At 66.8% G+C, this 22621-nt stretch carries 17 protein-coding genes and 1 pseudogene; 8 read left to right on the forward strand and 10 right to left on the reverse strand.

Annotation, left to right across the window (positions count from 1 at the left end):
- Positions 1–145: 145 nt before the first annotated feature.
- From E5S69_RS04130 to E5S69_RS04165, 8 genes and pseudogenes are all read left to right on the forward strand, one after another.
- Complete coding sequence (locus E5S69_RS04130) at positions 146–1351, forward strand: ATP-grasp domain-containing protein (RefSeq protein WP_171513718.1); 1206 nt, start codon at positions 146–148, stop codon at positions 1349–1351.
- A complete protein-coding gene (locus tag E5S69_RS04135; RefSeq protein WP_171513719.1) occupies positions 1348–3168 on the forward strand; it encodes an IucA/IucC family protein in 1821 nt (606 codons plus the stop codon). The genes E5S69_RS04130 and E5S69_RS04135 overlap by 4 nt, the downstream gene beginning before the upstream one ends.
- A complete protein-coding gene (locus E5S69_RS04140) occupies positions 3165–4340 on the forward strand; it encodes an MFS transporter (RefSeq protein ID WP_171513720.1) in 1176 nt (391 codons plus the stop codon). The genes E5S69_RS04135 and E5S69_RS04140 overlap by 4 nt, the downstream gene beginning before the upstream one ends.
- A gap of 28 nt (positions 4341–4368) precedes the next feature.
- A complete protein-coding gene (locus E5S69_RS04145) occupies positions 4369–6198 on the forward strand; it encodes an IucA/IucC family protein (RefSeq protein ID WP_171513721.1) in 1830 nt (609 codons plus the stop codon).
- Between the two features lie 2 nt (positions 6199–6200).
- The gene (locus E5S69_RS04150; protein WP_171513926.1) at positions 6201–7433 is read left to right on the forward strand and encodes a type III PLP-dependent enzyme; all 1233 of its coding nucleotides are present in this window, start codon (positions 6201–6203) and stop codon (positions 7431–7433) included.
- Complete coding sequence (locus E5S69_RS04155) at positions 7420–8190, forward strand: HpcH/HpaI aldolase family protein (protein ID WP_171513722.1); 771 nt, start codon at positions 7420–7422, stop codon at positions 8188–8190. Before E5S69_RS04150 ends, E5S69_RS04155 begins: the two co-directional genes overlap by 14 nt.
- Before the next feature lie 117 nt (positions 8191–8307).
- Positions 8308–8574 (forward strand): PepSY domain-containing protein, encoded by a 267-nt coding sequence (locus tag E5S69_RS04160; protein ID WP_171513723.1) that lies wholly within the window; start codon positions 8308–8310, stop codon positions 8572–8574.
- A gap of 24 nt (positions 8575–8598) precedes the next feature.
- Positions 8599–9114: pseudogene (locus tag E5S69_RS04165) on the forward strand (cytochrome b/b6 domain-containing protein); the annotation flags it as partial.
- 161 nt (positions 9115–9275) lie between these two features.
- Here the strand turns inward: E5S69_RS04165 and E5S69_RS04170 are convergent.
- The 10 genes from E5S69_RS04170 to E5S69_RS04215 all read right to left on the reverse strand — a co-directional run bounded on the left by E5S69_RS04170 (position 9276) and on the right by E5S69_RS04215 (position 22559).
- A complete protein-coding gene (locus tag E5S69_RS04170; RefSeq protein WP_171513725.1) occupies positions 9276–9713 on the reverse strand; it encodes a PAS domain-containing protein in 438 nt (145 codons plus the stop codon).
- A 156-nt stretch (positions 9714–9869) separates the two neighbouring features.
- Positions 9870–11120 carry a formyl-CoA transferase gene (frc, locus tag E5S69_RS04175; RefSeq protein WP_115664039.1) on the reverse strand — a complete coding sequence of 417 codons (1251 nt, stop codon included), beginning with the start codon at positions 11118–11120 and terminating at the stop codon, positions 9870–9872.
- 40 nt (positions 11121–11160) lie between these two features.
- Complete coding sequence (oxc, locus tag E5S69_RS04180) at positions 11161–12900, reverse strand: oxalyl-CoA decarboxylase (RefSeq protein ID WP_171513726.1); 1740 nt, start codon at positions 12898–12900, stop codon at positions 11161–11163.
- Positions 12901–13452: 552 nt separating this feature from the next.
- Entirely contained in the window at positions 13453–14799 is a 1347-nt protein-coding gene (gene oxlT / locus E5S69_RS04185) for an oxalate/formate MFS antiporter (protein ID WP_171513727.1), read from the reverse strand.
- Positions 14800–15119: 320 nt separating this feature from the next.
- Positions 15120–16517, reverse strand: a complete 1398-nt coding sequence (gene pntB / locus E5S69_RS04190; RefSeq protein WP_171513728.1) for a Re/Si-specific NAD(P)(+) transhydrogenase subunit beta — start codon at positions 16515–16517, stop codon at positions 15120–15122.
- 16 nt (positions 16518–16533) lie between these two features.
- A complete protein-coding gene (locus tag E5S69_RS04195; RefSeq protein ID WP_171513729.1) occupies positions 16534–18093 on the reverse strand; it encodes a Re/Si-specific NAD(P)(+) transhydrogenase subunit alpha in 1560 nt (519 codons plus the stop codon).
- Between the two features lie 38 nt (positions 18094–18131).
- Positions 18132–18914 (reverse strand): fumarylacetoacetate hydrolase family protein, encoded by a 783-nt coding sequence (locus tag E5S69_RS04200; RefSeq protein ID WP_171513730.1) that lies wholly within the window; start codon positions 18912–18914, stop codon positions 18132–18134.
- Positions 18915–19055: 141 nt separating this feature from the next.
- Positions 19056–20288 (reverse strand): formyl-CoA transferase, encoded by a 1233-nt coding sequence (gene frc, locus E5S69_RS04205; RefSeq protein ID WP_171513731.1) that lies wholly within the window; start codon positions 20286–20288, stop codon positions 19056–19058.
- Positions 20289–20601: 313 nt separating this feature from the next.
- Entirely contained in the window at positions 20602–21321 is a 720-nt protein-coding gene (locus E5S69_RS04210; RefSeq protein ID WP_171513732.1) for a GntR family transcriptional regulator, read from the reverse strand.
- A 260-nt stretch (positions 21322–21581) separates the two neighbouring features.
- The gene (locus E5S69_RS04215; RefSeq protein WP_171513733.1) at positions 21582–22559 is read right to left on the reverse strand and encodes a 2-dehydropantoate 2-reductase; all 978 of its coding nucleotides are present in this window, start codon (positions 22557–22559) and stop codon (positions 21582–21584) included.
- Positions 22560–22621 lie beyond the last annotated feature (62 nt).

The raw sequence follows: 22621 nt of genomic DNA on the forward strand, positions 1-22621 counted from the left end.
ATTAGCATGTTTCGACCAGTCGCCCCCTGCGCACGGCCATGGCTATTCGCCCGGCATGCGCGGCAACCCGAAGACGCCGTGCACCGCGCACCGTCATTGGAGCGACTGAGCGCTCCCACCCGTACATCCCTCTGAGGCTCGACTCATGCAAGAGATCTTCGTACTCGCCCACGTACCGACCACCGCCGTCAACGAAGGATTCCTGCCGGCGGCGCGCGCGCTCGGACGCTCCGTGGTGTTGTTGACCGATTGTGCCGATGCCCATCGCGCGCACTTTGCCGGCGTTGGCCTGCCCGCCTATCCGGATGACATCGTCGCGTGCGATGTCTTCAACCCGCTGGCGATAATCGATGCCATCACTCGCCGCGGCGGCAAACCCGCGGCCGTATTTTCCAATAGCGACCATCTGCAGGCGGCGACGGCGATCGCATCGGCCTACTTTGGCCTGCCGGGCAAGGACTGGCGCACCGCCTACGCCGCCAAGAACAAGGCAGAGATGCGCCGGCGGCTGCAGGAGTCTGGCATCGACACGTTGTGGCACGCGGTCGTCTGCGACCGCGCCGGCCTGGCCGCGCTGGCCCACGTTCCGATGCCGTGCATCGTCAAGCCGCGCGAAGGCGTGGCCAGCCAGCAGGTCAGCCTGGCGCGCAGCCACGCCGAACTGGCCGAGCATTGCGGCGCGATCTGGGCCCGCCACCCGGGCCAGGTGTTGCTGCTGGAAGAATACCTGGAGGGCCCGTTGTACACGCTGGAAACGCTGGGCGATGGCAAGCAGCTTCGGGCGCTGGGCGGCTTCCGTGTGACCCTGTCGCCCCCGCCGTACTTCGTTGAGCTGGAAGCGGTATGGGGCACCGGCCTGCCGGCCGCGGTCGAAGCCGAGGTGCTGGACACCATCCGCCGCTTCGGCATCGGTTTCGGCGCCTGCCATACCGAATACGTGCTGACCGCGAAAGGCCCGCGGCTTATCGAGATCAACTACCGCAGCATCGGCGACTACCGCGAGTTCCTGCTTGCCGACACCTTGCAGTTCCCGCTGTTCGAGCAGATCTTGCGACTGCACCTTGGCGAGGCGCTGCCAGCGCTCGAGGTGCCGCGGCGGGCGGCCTGGATCCGCTATTTCACCGCGCAGGCAGAGGGCATGCTGCGACACGCGCCCGCGCACAGTCAGCACGAAGACGGCGGCGTGCGGCTGACCTACCAGCCCCTGCGCAAGGTGGGCGACGCCATCGCGCTGACCCACTCCAACAAGGATTACCTGGGGGTGCTGCGCGGCAGTGGCCCCGACACCGCCGGGCTTGCCGCCGCGGTCGAGCTGGCCAGCAGCCAGCTCGCCTGGGAGATCGCACAATGAGCGCCCGCCTGCCCGAGCGAGCGGCCCGGTCCGCCACCGCGGCCGACGCGGACGTGCACTATGTCTGCGTTCGCGTCGTCGATACCCTGCTGCGCGAAGACGTGCGCGCATGTGCCAGCCGTGGCGAGGTGTACGGCGGCGCAGCGGTGCCGGCCGCCGACGCGCATGGTTTCGACGCCGGCCAGCAGTGGCTGCGCATCCCGCGCTTTGGCGCCGGCACGCTGTGGCTCCCGGTAACGCCAACGCGCTACATGCAGGAATGGCGCCTGACCCGGCTGCCCGTGCTGCGCGAAGTGGCCGGCGAGTTTGCCGCGCTGCATGACCTCGACACCATCCTGGCGGCTTTTGCCGACGGACTGCCCGATGAAGACGCCCGGTTGTTCGCGGCCTACGGCGACGAATGCCGTGCCGCGGCCGAGCACCGCACCGTATCGATGGCCGAGCGCGCACGCTGGTTTGCGCAGGGTGGCGGCGCTGCCGGCCACGCGCTGCCTGCCTGGCACCAGCGCATGCTCCACTACGACCGCGTCGCGAGCTTCCTCGACCACCCGTACTACCCCACCGCGCGCGCCAAGCTCGGCTTTTCCGCCGACGACCTGGCCCGCTACGCGCCCGAGTTCCAGCCGGCATTTGCGCTGAACTGGCTTGCCGTCCCGCGCGAGCTTCATCATCCCAGCGGCGACGCGCTGCCGCCGAACTGGCCCGATTGCGCCGAGGTCGGCCTCGATCCCGCACTTGCCCGCTCGCATGCGCTGGTACCGGTTCATCCCTTCGTCTGGCAGCATCATCTCGATGGCTTCCTCGCCGAAGCCGGGCTCGAACGCCAGGTCATCCGCGCACCCCGCGCCTGCCTGCGCGTGTCGCCCACCCTGTCGGTGCGTTCGCTGGTGGTGCTCGACGCCCCCGCGTGGCATATCAAGCTGCCGCTCACGATTCGCACGCTGGGCGCCAAGAACATCCGCACCATCAAGCCCAGCACCATCGGCGACGGCGATCGCATCCAGACCTTGCTTGGCGAGATTGTCCGCCAGGAACCCGGGCTGCACGGGCGGGTGCTGCTGACCGACGAAGCCAACGGCGCCCATGTCGACCAGCGACCGTTCCTGGGTTATATCCTGCGCCGCTATCCCGAAGCACAGCTGGCGGACAAGACGGTGGTCCCGGTGGCGGGGCTGCTGGCTGATGCCGCCAGTGGCCTGTGCGTGGCCGAGGAACTCGCTGGCCGCTATCACGGCGGCGATGTCGATGCCTGGCTGGACGCCTACCTGGCGCTGACCCTGCAATTGCACCTGACGCTGTGGCTGCGTTATGGCGTGGCGCTGGAATCCAACCAGCAGAACTCGATGCTGGTCTACGGCAGCGACGGCCTGCGCCTGATGCTCAAGGACAACGATGCCGCGCGCATCGACCGCTCCATGCTCGCCCATCGCTGGCCTGCCCTGTCAGCCTGCCTGGAAGGCCTGCAAGACCAGCGGATCGGCGTGGATTCGGCGCTGCCGCTGGCACAGATGTTCGTCACCATCACGCTGCAACTGAACATCGCGGCGCTGGTGGAAGGCCTCGCGCAGCGCCGTGGCACCGATGCCTGCGCCGGCTACGCGCGCGTGCGCCGCCACGTGGAGGCCGTGCTTGCCGACCTGGCTGCCGCCGGCGCGGATACCGCCTTCGCACGCCAGGTACTGCTCGATGACGACCGGCTGCACCTCAAGTACCTGCTGACCGCCGCGTCGCTGGCGGAAAAGGCGCAGACCGGCGCGACCGACGTCAACAAGTTCTATGGCAAGCGGGCGCCCAACTTCCTCAGGGTGGCCGCGTGAGCGCCGGCACGCGGCAGGTTGTCGCGGTGGTGATGCTGTGCCATTTCATCGCCGCGTTCGCGGCCCTGGGGATGCCGCCGTTCTTCGCCTTGATCCTGCAGCGCTCGCTGCATAACGACGTGCCGTGGCTCGCGGGCGCGTTCTACGTGGTGCCAACGCTGCTTGCGGCGGTCTCGGCGCCATGGTGGGGCCGGCTCGCGGACCGCTTCGGCAAGAAGCCGCTGCTGATGCGCGCGCAATTGGGACTGGCGGCCAGCTTCCTGCTGGCCAGCTACGCGACCAACTCGTTTGCGTTCCTGGCGGCGCTGGTTCTGCAGGGCGTGCTGGGCGGGACCTTCTCGGCCTCCAATGCCTACCTGGCCACGGTCGCCAGCGGCACCACCCTGACGCGCAGCCTGACGGCAATGCAGTGGTCGGCGCGCGCCGCGCTGGTGGCCGCACCCGCTTGCCTCGGCTGGTGGATGGGTGCCGAAACCCCGATCTTGCTGTACCGCTGGCTTGCGCTGCTGCCGATGGCCGCCGCGGTGCTGATCGCCTGGCTGCCAGCGGGCAAAGCCGGCAGCGCGCCAAAGCGGCCGGCGGCAGGCGCCAGTGGCACAAGCGCGCCGGCGCCCGCCACGCCGCGGCAGATCTATGTGCTGCAGTTTGCCTTCGTGTTCTCCACCGTGGTGACGTTCCCCTACTTCATCCCGGACATGCAGCAGCGCATGCCCGCCATTTCCGCGGCCACTGCCGGACTGCTGTTCGGCCTGCCACACCTGGTGTACCTGGTCGCGGCGCCGCTGCTGTCGCGGCGGCTGGGGCTGGCCCCGTCGCTGGCACTGCTTGCCACCGCCTACGGCACGCTGGCGCTTGCCCTGATGGCACAGGCGGCGCCGCTGGGCCTGGCGGCACTGGTGGCGTGGCGGCTGCTGATGGGCCTTGCCATGACCGTCGGCTTTATCGCCCTGCATGCGCTGGTCGCAAGCGTGGTGCACGCAGGCAATGCCGGCCGCACCTTCGGCTGGTTCGAAAGCAGTTCGAAATGGGGTGGCGTCGTGGCCGGCCTTGGTGCCGGCGCGGCGATCAGCCTGGCCGGCCAGCGCGCCCCGTACCTGCTTGGCGCCGCGCTGCTCGCGCCAGTCGTCACCTACCTGGTCCTTACCGCCCGACAGCGGATGGGCACACTCTGATCCCTTCCGAGAACGAGGTCACAAGACTATGCAAGTGCAAGGCAAGATCGAAGATATCGCCACGCGCCGCCCCTTGGCAGAACTCGCCGCGGCGCGGCGCTGCGAGGAAACGCTGCTGAACTGCTACTGCCGTGAAGTCGCGTCCCCCGCCGGCCAGTTGCGCGTCGGCCCGCCCGCCGCGCAGAACGACTGGCCGGCGACCATCGCCATGACCCTGCAGCGCGAGCCGGCCCAGGTGCTGGAGGTGCGGTTGCCGCATAACCATGACCGCCTGCTGGCCGTTGTCGGCGGTGCCTGGCTGACCGGCAACTACCGCTACCTGTCGCCGGTCTTCCACAAGGCCGAGAACAAGCCATGGGCGCTGCTGGACTGGGAAGCGCTGGCCGTGCTGCTGTTGCGCGAGATGGCGCAACAGCACCAGCTCCCACCCAACACCGAACTGATGGCGCAGATCCGCAACAGCGTCGCGGTCAGCACGAAAGTGCTGTCCGTGCCGGTACCCGCGACGATCCCGGCCGATCCGGTGGAGGCCTATATCGATTCGGAGCAATCGCTGACCTTTGGCCATCCCTTCCATCCCACCCCCAAAAGCCGGCAGGGCTTCTCCGACGATGACCTGCTGCGCTATTCGCCGGAACTGCGCACGCGCTTTGCGCTGGCGTGGTTCGCGGTGCCCCGCGATGACATCGCGCAGCAGTCGCTGCTCGGCGCCAGTTGCGACCAGCTGATCGCGGCGCAAGCCCCGGCGGTGTGCGCCGAGCGCGTGCCGGTGCCGGTCCATCCCTGGCAGGCGGGATACCTGCGCGAGCATCCGCTCGTGCGCGCCGCACTGGCAAGCGGTCGCATGCTCGACCTGGGCACGCAGGGCGCCGACTTTTTTCCCACCTCATCGATCCGGACCCTGTACCAGCCTGGCAATCCGTATTTCTACAAGCTGTCGCTGAACATCCGCATTACCAACTGCGTGCGCAAGAACGCATGGTACGAGCTGGAGAGCGCCATGCATGTCAACCGGGTGCTGCGTCCGCTGCTGCCGGATCTGGCGCGGCGGTTCCCGGGCCTGGCGCTGATGGAGGAGCCGGCGTTCCTGTCGGTGGACCTCAAGGACGCCGATCTCGAGCAGAACCGCCAGGTCATCGAAGGCTTCGGCCTGATCCTGCGCCAGAGCGTGGATACGCTGCGCGCGCCGGATTGCGTGCCGCTGCTGGCCGGCTCGCTGTTCGGCAATCATCACTACGGCGCAGCGCGCATGCAGCGTCTGCTCGCTGCGCAGGCCGCGCAAGCCGGGACCACGGTGGATGCCATGGCCGAGCGCTGGTTCTCCGCGTATGTGGCGCAATTGCTCTACCCGGTCTTCCATCTCTTCTTCGCGCACGGCATCGTGTTCGAGCCGCACTTGCAAAATGTGGTGCTGGGTCTGCGCCAGGACATGCCGGCGCAGCTGTTCCTGCGCGACTTCGAGGGCGTGAAGCTGACGCCTTCGCGCCATCCCGCGTCGTCCATGCCCGGGCTCAGCGAACGCGCGCGGGCTTCGCTGTGGTATGACGAAGAACAAGGCTGGAACCGCGTGGCCTATTGCCTGTTCGTCAACAACCTGTGCGAAGTCATCGCCCAGCTCGGTGCCGGCAGGCAGGTCCTGACCACGCGGCTGTGGTCGGTGGTCCGTCAGCACCTGCATGACTACCAGCATCGCCATGGCGATGCCGCATCGGCGCGGCGCATCAACGGCCTGCTCGCTGGCCACCCCTTCCCTGCCAAGACCAATTTCAGCAACCGCTTCTTCCAGCGCGCCGATCGCGCTTCGACCTACGTGTCCGTGGCCAATCCCATTCCCTTCGCCGGCATGGAGGCGGCATGACCATGCACACTCCGGAACTGCGCTGGTCGCGCGTCACCGAACACCTGCATCAGGCACTCGCCAGCGCGGCAGCCCCGCTCAGCGCCTACGTCTATGACCTCGAGGCGCTGCGGCGCCACGCCGATGCCATCGCGCGCGGCCTGCCGCCGGGTTTCGAACTGTTCTACGCCATCAAGGCCAATTCCGACCTGCCGATCCTGCAGACGCTGGCGCCGCTGGCGCATGGCTTCGAGATTTCCTCCGGCGGCGAACTGGCCTGGGTGCGCGAGCACTTTGCCGAGGTGCCGCTGATCTTCAGCGGCCCCGGCAAGACCGATGGAGAACTGGCCAGCGCGCTCGCGCTCGGCGTCGAGGCGCTGCACGTGGAAAGCTTGCACGAACTCGAGCGGCTGGCCTGGCTGGCGCGCGAGCGCGGCGCTACGGCACCGGTGCTGCTGCGCGTCAACCTGGCCATCGAAGGATTGCAGGCCACCACGCTGATGATGGGCGGCAAGCCCACGCCGTTCGGCATCGCCGGCGACCAGCTGCCCGCGTGCCTGGCGTGGCTGCGCGCCCATCCGGAGATCCGGCTGCGCGGTTTCCATTTCCACCTGATGTCCCATCAGCTCGACGCCGCTGCCCACCTGCGCCTGCTCGATGCCTACCTGAGCCAGGTCAGGCGCTGGCGCACGGAGTACGGGCTCGACGCGCTGGACCAGGTCAACGTCGGCGGCGGCATCGGCGTCAATTATCGCGAACCCGGCCGTCAGTTCGACTGGGCCGCCTTTGCCGAGGGCCTGCCGGCACTGTCGGCACGGCGCGACGGGCTGACCGTGCGCTTTGAATGCGGACGCTATATCACCGCGTTCTGCGGCTACTACGCCATGGAGGTGATCGACATCAAGCACGCCTTCGACCGCGCCTTCGTCGTGGCCTGCGGCGGCACGCACCACTTCCGCACGCCCTATGCGCAAGGGCACAGCCATCCATTCCGGGTGCTGCCGGTGGCGTCGTGGCGCTATCCGTTCGCCCGCCCGGCGGTGCGCGACGCGCGCGTCAGCGTGGTCGGGCAACTCTGCACGCCCAAGGACATCCTGGCCCACGACACGCCCGTGGACAGCGTGCGCGCCGGCGACCTGGTGGTGTTCCCGTACGCCGGCGCCTACGCCTGGCATATCTCCCACCATGACTTCCTGCGCCACCCGCATCCGCGGCACTGCTACCTTCCGGTGGAGCATACCCATGCTGCAGCCTAACCAACTCAAGGCCGTGCTCGCGGCCCGGCGCGACGTGTTCGGGCTGATCAACTCGCTGCCTTTGCCGCTGATGACAGAGATGATCGGCTACGCCGGCTTCGACTTCGTGATCCTGGACCTCGAGCATGTCGGCGTGAACCCGCAGACGCTCGAGAACATGCTCCGCGCGGCGGAATGCGCCGGCATCACCGCGCTGGTCAGGGTTCCCGCGGCGGAGCCGGCCATCATCCTGCGCGTCCTGGATGCCGGCGCGCAGGGCATCGTGGTGCCGCACGTACGCAGCCGCGCCACGGCCGAGCTGGCGGTCGCCAGCGCGCGCTATCACCCGCTCGGCAGCCGCGGCATCGCCGGCGGCCGCACCACCGGCTTCGGTACGCTCACGCTGCCGGATTACATGGAGCGGGCCAACCGTGAGCTGATGGTGGTGGCCATGATCGAGGATCGCGAAGGCGTCGACGCGATCGAGGAGATCGTAGCCGTGCCCGGCATCGACATGGTGCTGGAAGGCGCGATCGACCTGTCCCAAAGCCTTGGCGTGCCCGCTGACGCGCACCATCCCGCCGTGCAGGCCGCGATCCGCCGCATTGCGCAGGCCTGCCGGGCGCGCGGCGTGCCGTTCTGTGCCATGCCGCGCGCGGCCGGGCAATGCGAACAATGGCGCGAGCAAGGTGTACACGCCTTCCTGCTCGGCGACGACCGGGCCACTGCCTTTCGCGCCATGAAGCAGCTGGCGGCATGCTATCGGCGTGAACCTTGATGCCGGGCCGCGCGCGCCGCGCCGGCCCGGCGCTGGCTGGCGGCTAGTGCTGCGGCGGATTGCGAATCATTATGGGGTGCACTATGCTGAATTCTCGCCCCGATACGGAGAGCCCTCATGCTGAAAATTGGCGCACTGCTGGTCATGGTGCTGTTGTCCGGTGCCGCGCTGGCCAGCGCGAAATGTCCCGCGCATCCCAGGGGCGAATGGATCAAGGAGAGCGATGCCCGCGCCAGGATCGAAGCGCAGGGCTACCAGATCAGGAAGTTCAAGGTGGATGGGAACTGTTACGAGATCTACGGCAAGACCAAAGAGGGAAAAAAGGCGGAAATCTACTTCGACACCAAGACGCTGGACATCGTCAAGGCCGAAATCGAGAAATAGCGCCAGCCAGATTCCCAACGGGCAATGAAGTCCTCGCGCCAGTCCATCCTGGTCTGGGATCCTGTCGTCCGCATCACGCACTGGGCCGTGGCGGCACTGGTGCTGTGGGACCTCTACGAGGATTCCGGCGGGCCCCTGCACCGCAACCTCGGCTACGCCGCCGTGTGCGTGGTGCTTGTGCGCGTGGCCTGGGGCGTGGCCGGACCCGGCGCCGGGAATTTCCGCGCCTGGCTTCCCGACCGCAGCGGCGTGGTTGCGTATCTCAAGGCCGCCGTCACCGGACAGGCGCCCCGCTACCTGAGCCACACCCCGCTGGGCGCGCTGATGATGCTGGTCCTGTGGGCGCTCATCCTGGCGCTGGCCGCCACCGGCTGGATGTCGCGACTGGATATGCTCTGGGGCGAAGACTGGCCAAAGGACATCCATGGCGTGCTCGCCCGTTTGCTGCTGGCCCTGGTAGGCCTGCATATTGCCGCCGCGATCCTGATGAGCCTGGTCCACAAGGAAAACCTGATACTGTCCATGGTCACAGGAAAGAAGCCCGCGGCGCCCGCTGCGGGCAGTCCTTCCGTCGGGACAGGCGAATCCCCGAACCCATCGGCCCCGCCAGCCGGCGTCGACTCCGCTGATCGCTCACCGGGACGGCGCGGGTAGCGCGACCATGAAGTGCAGCCGGCAACGGCGCGGCCGCGGCAGGCGCCTCAGGCTTGCTCCCTGACCTGGCTTTCCAGTTCGACCAGCCGCTTTTTCAGCGCCCGCTCTTCCTGGAAGCGCACGGTCTCGTCGCGGATCACGGCGACGATGCCGGTCACCGCGCCGGCGGCGTCCTTGAGCAGCGACACGGTGAAGGCAATCGACATGGACTTGCCGTCCTTGTCGACCGCCGGCACCTTGAGCAAGTCATGGCCGTAGCGCGTGATGCCGGTCGCCATGGTCTTGTCATAGCCTTCCCAGTGCCGCCCGCGCAGGCGCTCGGGGATGATCAAGTCCAGCGACTGGCCCATGGCCTCGGCCTGGGTGAAGCCGAACATGCGCTCGGCCGCGGGATTCCACAGCGTGATGGCGCCCTTGGCGTCAGAGATGATGATGGCGTCGCCGATGGCGGACACCAGTTGCGCGTAGTCGATCTGCTCTGTCATGGGGATTCCCTTTCGTTATCACCAGCGCCGGCGGTGCCGGCCTGTCGTTGCCACCAAGGTAGCGTGCCACATGGCCGCGCCGCAAGCAAAAAACGCCGGGGCCCGCTGTGCGCGAGGCCCCGGCGTACGCACCGGCACACGTGCCGGCGGGCGGCGTCAGATTACCTGGGACTCGCGCAGGCGCTTGATGTCTTCCGCGCCATAGCCCAGGCCGGCCAGCACCTCTTCGCTATGCTCGCCCAGCAGCGGCGACCCGGTGATTTCCGGCTTCAGGTCCGAGAACTTGATCGGGCTGCCCACCGTCAGGTAGGAGCCGCGTTCCTTGTGCGGCACCTCGGTGATGCTGCCGCTGGCACGCAGCGACGGGTCCGCGGCGATCTCCTTCATCGACAGCACCGGCGAGCACGGAATGTCATGCTTGCGCAGGATGTCTACCGCCTCGTACTTGGTCTTGTCGGCCAGCCATTCCTCGATGGTGTTGAAGATATCGAAGATGTGCGGCTGGCGCGCCTTGGCGGTGGCGTAATTGGGATCGTCGATCCATTCCGGCTTGCCCAGCGCCTTGCAGATCGGCTCCCAGGCATGGCCCTGGATGGTGAAGTAGATATAGGCGTTGGGATCGGTCTCCCAACCCTTGCACTTCAGCACCCAGCCCGGCTGGCCGCCGCCGCCCGCGTTGCCGCCGCGCGGCACTACGTCGCTGAAGGTGCCGTGCGGATATTGCGGGTACTCTTCCAGGTAGCCCAGGCGGTCCAGGCGCTGCTGGTCGCGCAGCTTGACGCGGCACAGGTTCAGCACCGCGTCCTGCATCGACACGGCCACCTTCTGGCCCTTGCCGGTCTTGTCGCGGCCGATCAGCGCGGTCAGGATGCCGATCGCCAGGTGCATGCCGGTGTTGGAATCGCCCAGCGCCGCGGCGGACACCGTGGGCGGGCCGTCCCAGAAGCCGGTGGTCGAGGCCGCGCCGCCGGCGCACTGTGCCACGTTCTCGTAGACCTTCAGGTCTTCATAGTGATGGCCGTCGCTGAAGCCCTTGACCGAAGCCACGATCATCTTCGGGTTCAGCTCGTTGATGCGCTCCCACGAGAAGCCCATGCGGTCCAGCGCGCCCGGGCCGAAGTTCTCGACCAGCACGTCCGACTCGCGGATCAGCTGCTCCAGGATCTTCTTGCCCTCCGGCTTCTTGGTGTCGAGCGTCAGGCTGCGCTTGTTGGAGTTGAGCATGGTGAAGTACAGCGCATCGACATCCGGGATGTCGCGCAGCTGCGTGCGGGTCACGTCGCCGGAACCGGGGCGCTCGACCTTGATCACGTCGGCGCCGAACCAAGCCAGCAACTGCGTGCAGGCGGGACCCGCCTGGACGTGCGTGAAGTCGATGATCTTGATGCCATTGAGTGGGAGGTTCACGTTCGTCTCCTATTGGATTAGGGAGTGAAATTCGGGTGGATTACTTCTTGGCCGAGCTTTGCGGATTCAGGTTGGTCAGGCGGCCGCTTTCGGTGCCGGCGGCAGGATCGATGACGGCGTTGACTAGCGTGGGCTGGCCCGAGCGCAGCGCTTCGTTCACCGCGGCTTCGAGTTCCGCCGGCGTGGTGACGTTGCGGCCCACGCCGCCGAACGCTTCCATCATCTTGTCGTAGCGCGCGCCGGGGACGAAAGTCGTGACCGCCGGATCCTTGCCGCCGGTCGGGTTCACGTCGATGCCCTTGTAGACGCCGTTGTTGTTGAAGATGACGATGCAGACCGGGAGGTTGTAGCGGCAGATGGTCTCGACCTCCATGCCCGAGAAACCGAACGCGCTGTCGCCGCACAGGGCCAGCACCGGTTTGCCGGTCTCGACCGCCGCCGCCACCGCGTAGCCCATGCCCACGCCCATCACGCCCCAGGTGCCCACGTCCAGGCGCTTGCGCGGCTCATACATGTCGATCACGGCGCGGGCGTAGTCGAGCGTGTTGGCGCCTTCGTTGACGAACGAGATGCCTGGGTTGGCCTTGACCACATCCTTCAGCACGCTCAGCGCGCCGTGGAAGTTCATCGGCGCGGCATCCCTGGACTTGGCCAGGGTCTCGGCCATCTTCGCCAGGTTGGTGTCCCGGCGGTCGGCCACCGCGTTCAGCCAGTCGGCGCCCGGCTTGGCGAAGTCGTTGCCGATCCTGTCGAGGATGGCGGTGACGCACGAACCGATGTCACCCACCACCGGCGCGGCGATGGCGACGTTGCTGTCCATCTCGGTCGCCGCGATGTCGATCTGGATGAATTGCTTGGGCTTGCCCCAGGTCTTGCCCTTGCCGTGCGACAGCAGCCAGTTGAGGCGGGCACCAACCAGCAGCACCACGTCCGCTTCAGCCAGCACATACGAGCGTGCGGCCGAGGCCGATTGCGGATGCGTATCGGGCAGCAGGCCCTTGGCCATCGACATCGGCAGGTACGGGATGCCGGTCTTCTCGACCAGCGTGCGCAGGTCCGCCTCGGCGCGTGCGTACGCGGCGCCCTTGCCGATCAGGATCAGCGGCCGCTTGGCGGTCTTCAGCAGCGCGACGGCACGGTCGACCGAGTCCGGTGCGGGAAGCTGGCGCGGGGCCGGGTCCACCACCTTGATCAGCGACTTGCGGCCCTTCTCGGCTTCCAGCGACTGGCCCAGCAATTTGGCCGGCAGGTCCAGGTACACGCCGCCAGGACGACCCGACACGGCGGCACGGATGGCACGCGCAACGCCGACGCCGATGTCTTCCGCGTGCAGCACGCGGAAGGCGGCCTTGGCGTGCGGGCGGGCGATCGCCAGCTGGTCCATCTCTTCGTAGTCGCCTTGCTGCAAATCGACGATCTCGCGCTCGCTCGAGCCGCTGATCAGGATCATCGGGAAGCAGTTGGTGGTCGCATGCGCCAGTGCCGTCAGGCCGTTCAGGAAGCCGGGCGCGGACACGGTCAGGCAAACGCCCGGCTTCTGCGTGAGAAAGCCAGCGATCGCCGCGGCGTTGCCGGCGTTCTGCTCGTGACGGAAGCTGATGACGCGCATGCCGTTTGCCTGCGCCAGGCGAGCCAGGTCCGTCACCGGAATGCCGGGCAGGCCGTAAATGTTTTCGATGCCGTTCAGCTTCAGCGCTTCGATGACCAGATGAAACCCATCGGTTTGTGCCTGATGTTCTTCCGCGGCGTGACGCTGCAGCTCGTTTCCGACTTCTGCCATGGTTGCTTCCTTCTATGCAAATTGACTGGGGTTGGAATTTTTCTGATTCAGGCTGCCGCGGGAGTGCTCTGGGCCCGCTTCGCTACGACTTCCGACATGCTTGGTCTCCTTGTTGGACTTGTGTTCGTGGTGCGCGGGCCCTGTGCCCTGCTTCGATCTGTGCCGGTTCTGATCGACCGGTCTTGATGACATACGGTATGTGATATATCAGAGAACGGCAAGCTATTTTCCACCTGTGCGACAAACTTTCGTCAGTGCACTGCAGCAATCCCGGCTGGATCTGCGCTCATATCAGCGCAATTGCTTACTCGAGCGCCATTTATTCGCATTTCGCACAGACGCGGGTCTGCACGCTGGAGCGTATGGGACAGCGATGCCAGCCTATAGATATATTACATACAACGTATTTTGGCACTATGAGGCTAGGAGCGCAGTCCAGCCATGCCAAACCTTCCGGGCCTCATCGCTTCTATCGCTCGCGACTGACGGCCTGGCGCAAGCGCCCGGCCGTCAGCAACTTCGATGCATCAACCCGACACGGCGATGGCCCGCCTACTCCCCATGCCTGGCCGATGCATTCGCAATCAGGCCCGCTTCCGCCACGGGCATGGCGGGCGCCGCATGGCCCGTGATAAATCGTTTGCGCATCGGCGCCAGCACCAGCTTCGCCGACAGGCCCGCGGCGATCGTCACCACTGCCGCGACCGTGAAGACCGCTTCCCAACCGCCGCGAGCGGACAGGACCGAGGCCAGCGGCACCAGCATCGCCGCGGTCCCCTTCGCGGTGTAAAGCGTGCCCGCGTTCGACGCCGCGAACTTGCTGCCGAACGTGTCCGCGCACAACGCCGGGAAGATCGAAAAAATCTCGCCCCAGAACAGGAACGTCAGCGCCGCGAAGAACATGAACCAATACGGGTTGTGCCCCATCTGCATCAGCCCCAGCAGCGCCAGCCCCTCGCCGATGAAGATCACGAACATCGTGTTCTCGCGCCCGAACCGGTCCGACAGGAACCCGCACAGCGGCCGCGTAAAGCCGTTGCACAGGTTGTCGATCGACAGCGTCATCGTCAGCAGCGGCAAGGTCAGCCCCAGCAGCGTCACCGGCATCGACGCAAAGCCGTAGTCCTTGGCGATCGGCCCCAGTTGCGCCGTCGCCATGATGCCGCCCGCCGCCACCGCGACAAAGCTTGCATAGATCAGCCAGAACACTGGCGTCTTGACCATCTGCCCCGGGGTGTATTCCACCGGATTGGTCAGCACCGCCTTGGCCGCCACTGCCCCCTTGGGCGCCCTGGGCTTCACCAGCAGCAACGCCAGCGCAAAGATACACACGCCTTGGAGGATGCCGAAGAACAGGAAGGCCTTCTCATAGCCCGCGCTCTGGATCATGTTCGCGATCGGGATCACGGTGATGGCCGCACCCGCGCCAAACCCTGCCGCGGTCAGGCCGGCAGCCAGGCCGCGCTTGTCCGGAAACCACTTCAGCGCGTTGCCGACGCAGGTCCCGTAAACGCCACCCGCGCCGATGCCCGCGATCACCGCGGCCGCATAGAGCTCCGGCAGCGTGGTGGCGTAGGCGTTCATCACCCATGCCAGCCCTGCGCAGATGGCCCCGCCCGCCACCACCGGGCGCGGGCCGAACTTGTCCACCAGCCAGCCTTCCAGCGGCACCAGCCAGGTTTCGGTCACGATGAAAATGGAAAATGCCACCTGGATGGCGGACGCGCCCCAGTGATGTTTTGCGTCCATCGGTGACACGAAGAGGGTCCAGCCGTACTGCAAGTTAGCCACCAGCCCCATGCACACCACCCCGATTGCAAGCTGGATCCAGCGGTTCTGCAGCCCGCGCCCGTTCACGTCGTGGTGACCGGCGGGGGCCGATGCTTCCAATTGCGCCATCTGTCTTGTCTCCTGATACGTATTGTTTGTGCCCCGGCGGGCACATCAGGGCGTTGTGGGATCGCCCTTCTCGCAACTAGACCGTCGCCTGGCATTGCGGCACATGAAGTCGTGGATTGATGCTACCTGAAGCTTAATTTGACTAGTCTTAAAGTTTTTTATCGTATCTATTCACGATCGTTTATAGATAGCGGAAGTGGTATGAATCGCCTCGGCAGGCGGCGGAGCAACGCGGTTTCACAACGCAGCAAGCCACCGCAGCCCGCGGGCAGCGGGCTGCGGTGGCTTGCACGGCGCGAGTCCCAGTCGCGCCAGGCCGCTCAGGCCGGGGCTTCCTCCAGTTGCCGCAGCAGCGCATCGACGCTGCCCTTGGCATCGCCAAACCACATGCGCGTGTTGTCCTTGTAGAACAGCGGGTTGTCCACGCCGGCGTAGCCCGCCGCCATGCTGCGCTTGGACACCACCACGGTCCTGGCCTTCCACACCTCCAGCACCGGCATGCCGGCAATCGGGCTGGCGGGGTCGTCCAGCGCACCGGGATTGACGATGTCGTTGGCGCCGACTACCAGCACCACGTCGGCCTTCTCGAAGTCATCGTTGATCTCTTCCATTTCCAGCACGATGTCGTACGGCACCCTCGCCTCGGCCAGCAGCACGTTCATGTGCCCCGGCAGGCGGCCGGCCACCGGGTGGATGCCGAAGCGGACATTGACGCCCTGCGCGCGCAGCCGCCGCGCGATCTCGCTGATGGTGCCCTGCGCTTGCGCCACCGCCATGCCGTAACCCGGCACGATGATGACCTCGCTGGCGTCCTTGAGCAGGCTGCTGACTTCCTCGCTCGACACCGGCAGCACCTCGCCTTGCTCGGTCGCCGCGCCCTGGGCCTGCACCGCGCCGAAGCCGCCCAGGATCACCGACAGGAATTTGCGGTTCATCGCCTTGCACATGATGTAGCTGAGGATGGCGCCGCTCGAGCCCACCAGCGCGCCGGTGATGATCAGCAGGTCATTGCCCAGCATGAAGCCGGTCGCCGCCGCGGCCCAGCCGGAGTAGCTGTTGAGCATCGACACCACCACCGGCATGTCGGCGCCGCCGATGGCCAGCACCAGGTGCGCGCCGACCAGCAGCGCGATCACCGTCATCGCGGCCAGCGGCACCAGCCCCTGCTGCGGATCCGGCGCGCCGAGGAAGGCATAGCCCAGCCACACGCACACCACCAGCGCGCCGGCGTTGAGCGCATGGCGGCCCGGCAGCAGCATCGGCTTGCCGCCCATGGTGCCCTGCAGCTTGAGGAAGGCGATGATCGACCCGGTGAAGGTGACCGCGCCGATCAGGATGCCGAGATAGGTCTCGACCTCGTGGATTGCCTTCTCGGCGCCGGCCAGCGTGGTCGGCTCGAGGTAGTTGGCGTAGCCGACCAGCACCGCGGCCAGGCCGACGAAGCTGTGCAGCACCGCCACCAGTTGCGGCATCTGCGTCATCTCCACGCGCCTGGCCAGCATGGCGCCGGCGATGCCGCCCACCAGCATCGCGCCGATGATGATGGCGATGCCGTCGGGACTGCCCGCCAGCACCGTGGTCATGACTGCGATCACCATGCCGGCGATGCCGAGCATGTTGCCGCGCCGGGCGCTGGCGGGATGGCTCAGCCCGCTCAGGCTGAGGATGAACAGCGCGCTGGCGGCGAGGTAAGCGATATTGCTGATTCCGGATGGCATGGCTGTCTCCTTGGCCTTAGTCTCGCTGAAACATCTTCAGCATGCGCTGCGTCACCAGGAAGCCGCCGGCGATATTGATGGTGGCCACCAGCACCGCGCAGCCCGCGATCACTGCCGTCAGCAGCGACGGCTTGCCTAGCTGCACCAGCGCCCCCACCACGATGATCCCGCTGATGGCATTGGTCACGCTCATCAACGGCGTGTGCAGCGCGGCGGTAACGTTCCACACCACCTGGTAGCCGACAAAGATGGCCAGCACGAACACGGTGAAATGCGCCATGAAAGCCGGTGGCGCGACCGCGCCCAGGCCCAGCAGCGCGGCGGCCGCCAGCGCCAGCGCGGCCAGCGTGGTACCGGTGCGGCTGCGCGGCGGCACGGCCTCGGCCGGCGGCGGCACCTCCGCCGGCGCCTGCTGCTGCGGTACCGCCACCGTCAACGGCGGCGGTGGCCAGGTCACCGCGCCCTGGTGCAGCACGGTCGCGCCGCGGATCATCTCGTCGGCCATGTCAACCACCAGCTGGCCGTCCTTGCCCGGCGTCAGCTCGGCCAGCAAGTGGCGGATATTGGTGCCGTAGAGCTGGCTCGCCTGCGCCGCCATGCGGCTGGGCAGGTCGGTGTAGCCGATGATGGTGACGCCCTCGCGGCGCACGCTTTCGCCCGGCACGGTCAGCACGCAATTGCCGCCCTGCTCCGCGGCCAGGTCCACCACCACGCTGCCGGCGCGCATCAGCCCGACAGTTGCGGCCTCGAGCAGTTTCGGCGCCGGCTTGCCCGGGATCAGCGCGGTGGTGATGATGATGTCGACCGCGCGCGCCTGCTCGGCAAACAGCCGCATCTCGGCTTCGATAAAGGCCGGACTCATCTCCTTGGCGTAGCCGCCGCTGCCGCTGCCGTCCTCTTCGATCTCGACGGTGAGGAATTCCGCGCCCAGGCTCTCGATCTGCTGGCGCACCACCGGCCGCGTGTCGAACGCGCGCACCACCGCGCCCAGGCTGCGCGCCGCGCCGATCGCCGCCAGCCCCGCCACGCCCGCGCCGATCACCAGCACGCGCGCCGGCGGGATCTTGCCCGCGGCGGTGATCTGGCCGGCAAAGGGCCGGCCGAAGGCATGCGCGGCTTCGATCACCGCGCGGTAGCCCGCCATATTGGCCATCGAGCTGAGCGCATCCAGCTTCTGCGCCCGCGAGATGCGCGGCACGCAGTCCATCGCCAGCACCGTGGCGCCGCGCTGCGCCAGCCGCTCCAGCATGGCCATCTGCTGCGCCGGCCAGACAAAGCCGATCAGCGCGGCGTGCTTCTTCAGCAGCGCCGCCTCTTCTACCCCAAGGCTGGGGTGGACTTGCGGCGGGCGCACCTTGACCACCACGTCGACCGAGGCCCAGAGGCTGGCCGCGTCGACAATGGCAGCGCCGGCGGCGCGGTAGTCGTCGTCCGAGAACGAAGCCTCCTGGCCCGCGCCGGTCTCGACCACCACCTGGTAGCCGAGCTTGAGCAGTTCCTTGACCGAATCCGGGGTGGCGGCAACGCGCCGCTCGCCCGGGTGGACTTCGCGCGGCACACCGATTGTCATTGGCATGGCATTCACCGTTTCAGGAAATGAATCGGGCGCCCGGCTCAGCCGCGCACATGGTTGACCAGCGAGCCGATGCCGGCGATCGACACCTCGACCACGGCGCCGTCCTTCATCGAACCCACGCCCAGCGAGGTGCCGACGGCGATCACGTCGCCCGGCATCAGCGTCAGGTCCTGCGAGATCCGGCTGACCTGTTCCTCGGGCGAGAAGATCATGTCCGACAGCGGATAGTTCTGCCGCTCCACCCCGTCCAGCCGGGTGACCACGCTGGCGGCTTTCCAGTGGAAGCCGGTGACGATGGCCGGACCGATGCAGCCAAAGGTGTCGAAGCCCTTGGCGCGCGTCCATTGCGGGAAATTGGGATCGGCCGTGATCAGTTCGGCCGCGGTCACGTCGTTGACGATGGTGTAGCCGAAGATATGGGCGCCGGCCTCCGCCACCGTCACGTTGCGCGCCTTCTTGCCGATGACGATGCCCAGCTCGCCCTCGTAGACGATCTTGCCGTCATAGCTCTTCGGGCGTTGCACGGCATCGCCCGGACCGGCCAGCGACGTGGCAGGCTTGAGCAGGAACAGCGGATGCGTCGGCACCGGCTTTTCCAGCTTGCGCGCCAGCGCATGGAAGTTGTTCCACAACGCCACCACCTTGCCTGGCGCGCACGGCGCGACCAGGGTCAATGCGGCGCGGTCATGCACGGCGCCGGTGGGGCTGGGGCCGTCGTAGCCGTCGCCGTCGTATTCGACCACGCGGTCGGGGGCGGCCGGATCGATGCAGCCATGGCCGATGCTGCCGTCGGCGCGGCGAAAACGTATCCAGGTTTGCACAGCATGCTCCTTGCGCAGGCAAAGGGAGACCCCGCCTGCGCCGATGTCGGTTTGCAGGGAATCTTGGAGAAAGGGAAAAGCAGGACGGCGCGCGACGCCAGTCGTCATTCCCGCGCGCGCGGGAATGACGTCAGCCCAGCCTCATACCGCCCCGGCCAGCTTCATCGCGGCGATCTGCGCAGGCGTGCGTCCCAGCCACTCGAGGATCTCCTCGGTATGCTCGCCCAGCAACGGCGAGCGCTCGACCTGCACCGGCGAGGCCGACAGCGTGATCGGGCAGCCCAGCTGCACGTAGTTGCCGCGCTGCGGATGCTCCAGCTCGACCAGGTAGCCGCGCTGGTACAGCGACTCGTCTTCGATCAGGTCCTTCATCGACAGGATCGGGCCGCACGGCACGTCGACCTCGTTGAGCGCCGCCATCACGTCGAACTTGCTGATGCCGCGCGTCCATTTCTCGATCACGGCAAAGCAGTCGGCCAGGTGCTTGAGCCGCGCTTCGGGCGTGGCGTAGTCCGGGTTGTTGATCAGGTCTTCGCGCCCGCACAGGCGCATCAGCGGCTCCCAGCCCTGCGGCTGGATGATGACGTAGACATAGTCGTTGGGGCCGCCCGGCGCGCAGCGCAGCGCCGCGCCCGGCTGCCCGCCGCCCGAGGCGTTGCCCGCGCGCGGCACGTGGTCGCCGAAGTCCTGGTTGGGATATTCGCGCAGCGGGCCATTGGCCAGGCGCTGCTGGTCGCGCAGCTTGACCCGGCACAGGTTCAGCACCGCGTCCTGCATCGCCACTTCCACGCGCTGGCCGCGGCCGGTGTGCTCGCGCTGCAGCAGCGCGGCCAGGATGCCGACCACGGCATGCACGCCGGTGCCGGAGTCGCCGATCTGTGCGCCGGTCACCGTCGGCACGCCGTCGGCATCGCCCGTGGTCGAGGCCGAGCCGCCCATGCACTGCGCCACGTTCTCGTAGGCCTTGCAGTCGGCGTACGGGCCCGGGCCGAAGCCCTTGATCGAGGCATAGACCAGGCGCGGGTTCAGGTCCTGCAGGTGGTCCCAGTCGAAGCCGGCGCGCGCCAGCACGCCCGGGCCGAAGTTCTCGATCAGCACGTCGCTGCGCTGGACCAGGTCTTCGAGCAGCGCCTTGCCTTCGGGGGTCTTCATGTTCAGCGTCAGGCTGCGCTTGTTGGAATTGAGCATGGTGAAGTACAGGCTGTCGGCGTTCGGCACGTCGCGCAGCTGGCTGCGCGTGATGTCGCCGCGTCCCGGCATCTCCACCTTGATCACGTCCGCGCCCAGCCACGCCATCAACTGCGTCGCCGACGGGCCTGCCTGGACGTGGGTCATGTCCAGGATGCGCACACCTTGCAGGGCCTTGGTTTCCATTGCGAAGGGTCTCCTCTTCCGCTATTTGTAGTCTCTGATGACATACGGTATGTGATATATCAGAAGAGAGCAAGAGGAGTTTGGCGCATCAGGGGCAAATACCGACGAGGCGACGCAACACAACGCCGCTGACCTCTGCGGATTGGCATAAAAGCAGGCCATTCCATGCCGCTACGGCATAAAGAGAGAGGCGCTTTTCACATTGATATATCACACACCATTTAGCGAAATGACGCTGACCACGCCGAGGCGGCCCCAAAAGCAAAGCGGCGGACCAAGTCCGCCGCTTTGCACGCCCGCGTTGCCGTCCGCTTCAGTCGAGAAAATCGCAGTGCTTCTCCACGTAATCGGCAAGGTCGAGCGAATGCTGGCGCACCAGCCGTTCCGCCAGGTCGGTATCCCGCTTCTCCAGCGCCTCGATGATGCGCAGGTGATCCACGATGGACCGTGCCGCGCGGTCGCTCTGGGAGATGGTCATCTTCCGGATTGCGCGCACGTGGATGAAGATATTGCGGATCGTGTCCATGATGATCTGCGACTTCGACAACTGCACGATCGCCTGGTGGAACACGATATTGGCGTCGGAATACTCTTCGATGTGCTCGGCCGGGGTGGAGTCGCGGAAGCTGTCGAACATGCTGCGCAGCTGCGCGATCTCGGCGTCGGTGGCATTCTTGGTGGCCAGCCGTGCGGCCATGCTTTCCAGCGCGGCCCACATCTGGATCATCTCGACGATCTCGCGCTTGGTCTTGCGCATGATGTAGATGCCGCGCCGCGGCACCGTGCGCAGGAAGCCCTCCTGCTCCAGCAGCGTCATGGCCTCGCGGATCGGCGTGCGGCTGACGCCCATGGCCTCGCTCAGCACCCGCTCGTCCAGGCGGATCTCGTCGCGCGACTGGTAGATGTCGGCGTCGGCGATAGCCTGCCGCAGCATGGCGTAGGCCTGGTCGCGCAGGCTGGCGCCGGCGTTGATCGGTTGGACCGACAGGGCCAGCCCGTTGGGCTGGACGATGGATTGGCTTTGCGCAGACATGAATGAGCTCGTGTGAGACCGGCGCCCAGGCGGCCGGAATGGCTGCCCTGCGCATCGCTGCACAGCTTAGCAAAAACGCCTGACCCATTATGAAAACGCATCAAACGATGCGCGGTCCACATGCATCGGCACAATAGCAGTGCGCGGTCTGTCGTATATGGTATATCACTATCGCCCTGCCTTCCGACTTCGCGAGCCGGGCAAGCGCCACTTTGCTTGCCCGGCCCACGGGGACGCAGACCCGTCGCGCCCCCCGCCCCTCAGGCGGCGAGCTTGGCCATCGCATCCCGCTGCTTGATCAGCCCGAGCACGGCATCGCACATCGGCGTCGGCTCGCCCACCAGCCTTCCCATTTCCTGAACGACCGTCAGCAGAGGGTCGATTTCCATGGCCCGCCCCGCCTCCAGGTCCTGCAGCATCGAGGTCTTGTGTGCGCCAACGGCGCCGGCGCCGTCGATGCGCCGCTCGACGTCGACACGGAATTTCACCCCGAAGCGCTGCGCAATGCCCTGCGCCTCCACCATCATCTGGCGCGACAGCGCGCGCGTGGCGGGATCGGCGGTGATGACATCCAGGGTGGCGTGGGTCAACGCGCTGATCGGGTTGAAGCACAGGTTGCCCCACAGCTTGAGCCAGATCTCGTCGCGGATGTTGTCGCGCACGGGGGCGTCAAGGTCGGCCGCCATCATCATCTCGCTCAGCGCTGTCACCCGGGCGGAGCGGCTGCCGTCAGGCTCGCCGAGCGGAAACTTCTTGCCGTAGACATGCTTGATCACGCCCGGCGCGACGATTTCGGCGGCCGGATAGACCACGCAGCCGATGGCCCGCTCCGGCCCCAGGCGCTGCCACTGGCGCCCGCCGGGATCGACGCTTTCGAGCGTGCGGCCGGCCAGTTCGCCTCCGTGCTTGTAGAAGTACCAGTAAGGAATGCCGTTGACGCCGGTCACGATCGCGGTTTCTGGCCCGAGCAGCGGCTGCATCTGCTCCACCACCCCCGGCACGGAATGCGCCTTGAGCGTGATGAACACGTAGTCCTGAGGCCCGAGTTCACGCGGATCGCTGGTGCAGCGCACCTTGGCCATGCGCTCCTCGCCGTCGATCAGCAGCTTGACGCCGTGCTCCTGCATCGCCGCGAGATGGGGACCGCGCGCGACGAAGCTGACCTCGGCCCCGGCCCGCGCCATCTGGGCCCCGACATAACCGCCGATGGCACCGGCGCCATAGATGCACACTTTCATATTGCTGTCTCCTTGATGGCTTGATTGGATCTTTTGATATATCACATACTATATTCCATGAC

This window comes from Cupriavidus necator (assembly GCF_013141915.1).
GTDB lineage: Bacteria > Pseudomonadota > Gammaproteobacteria > Burkholderiales > Burkholderiaceae > Cupriavidus > Cupriavidus necator_B.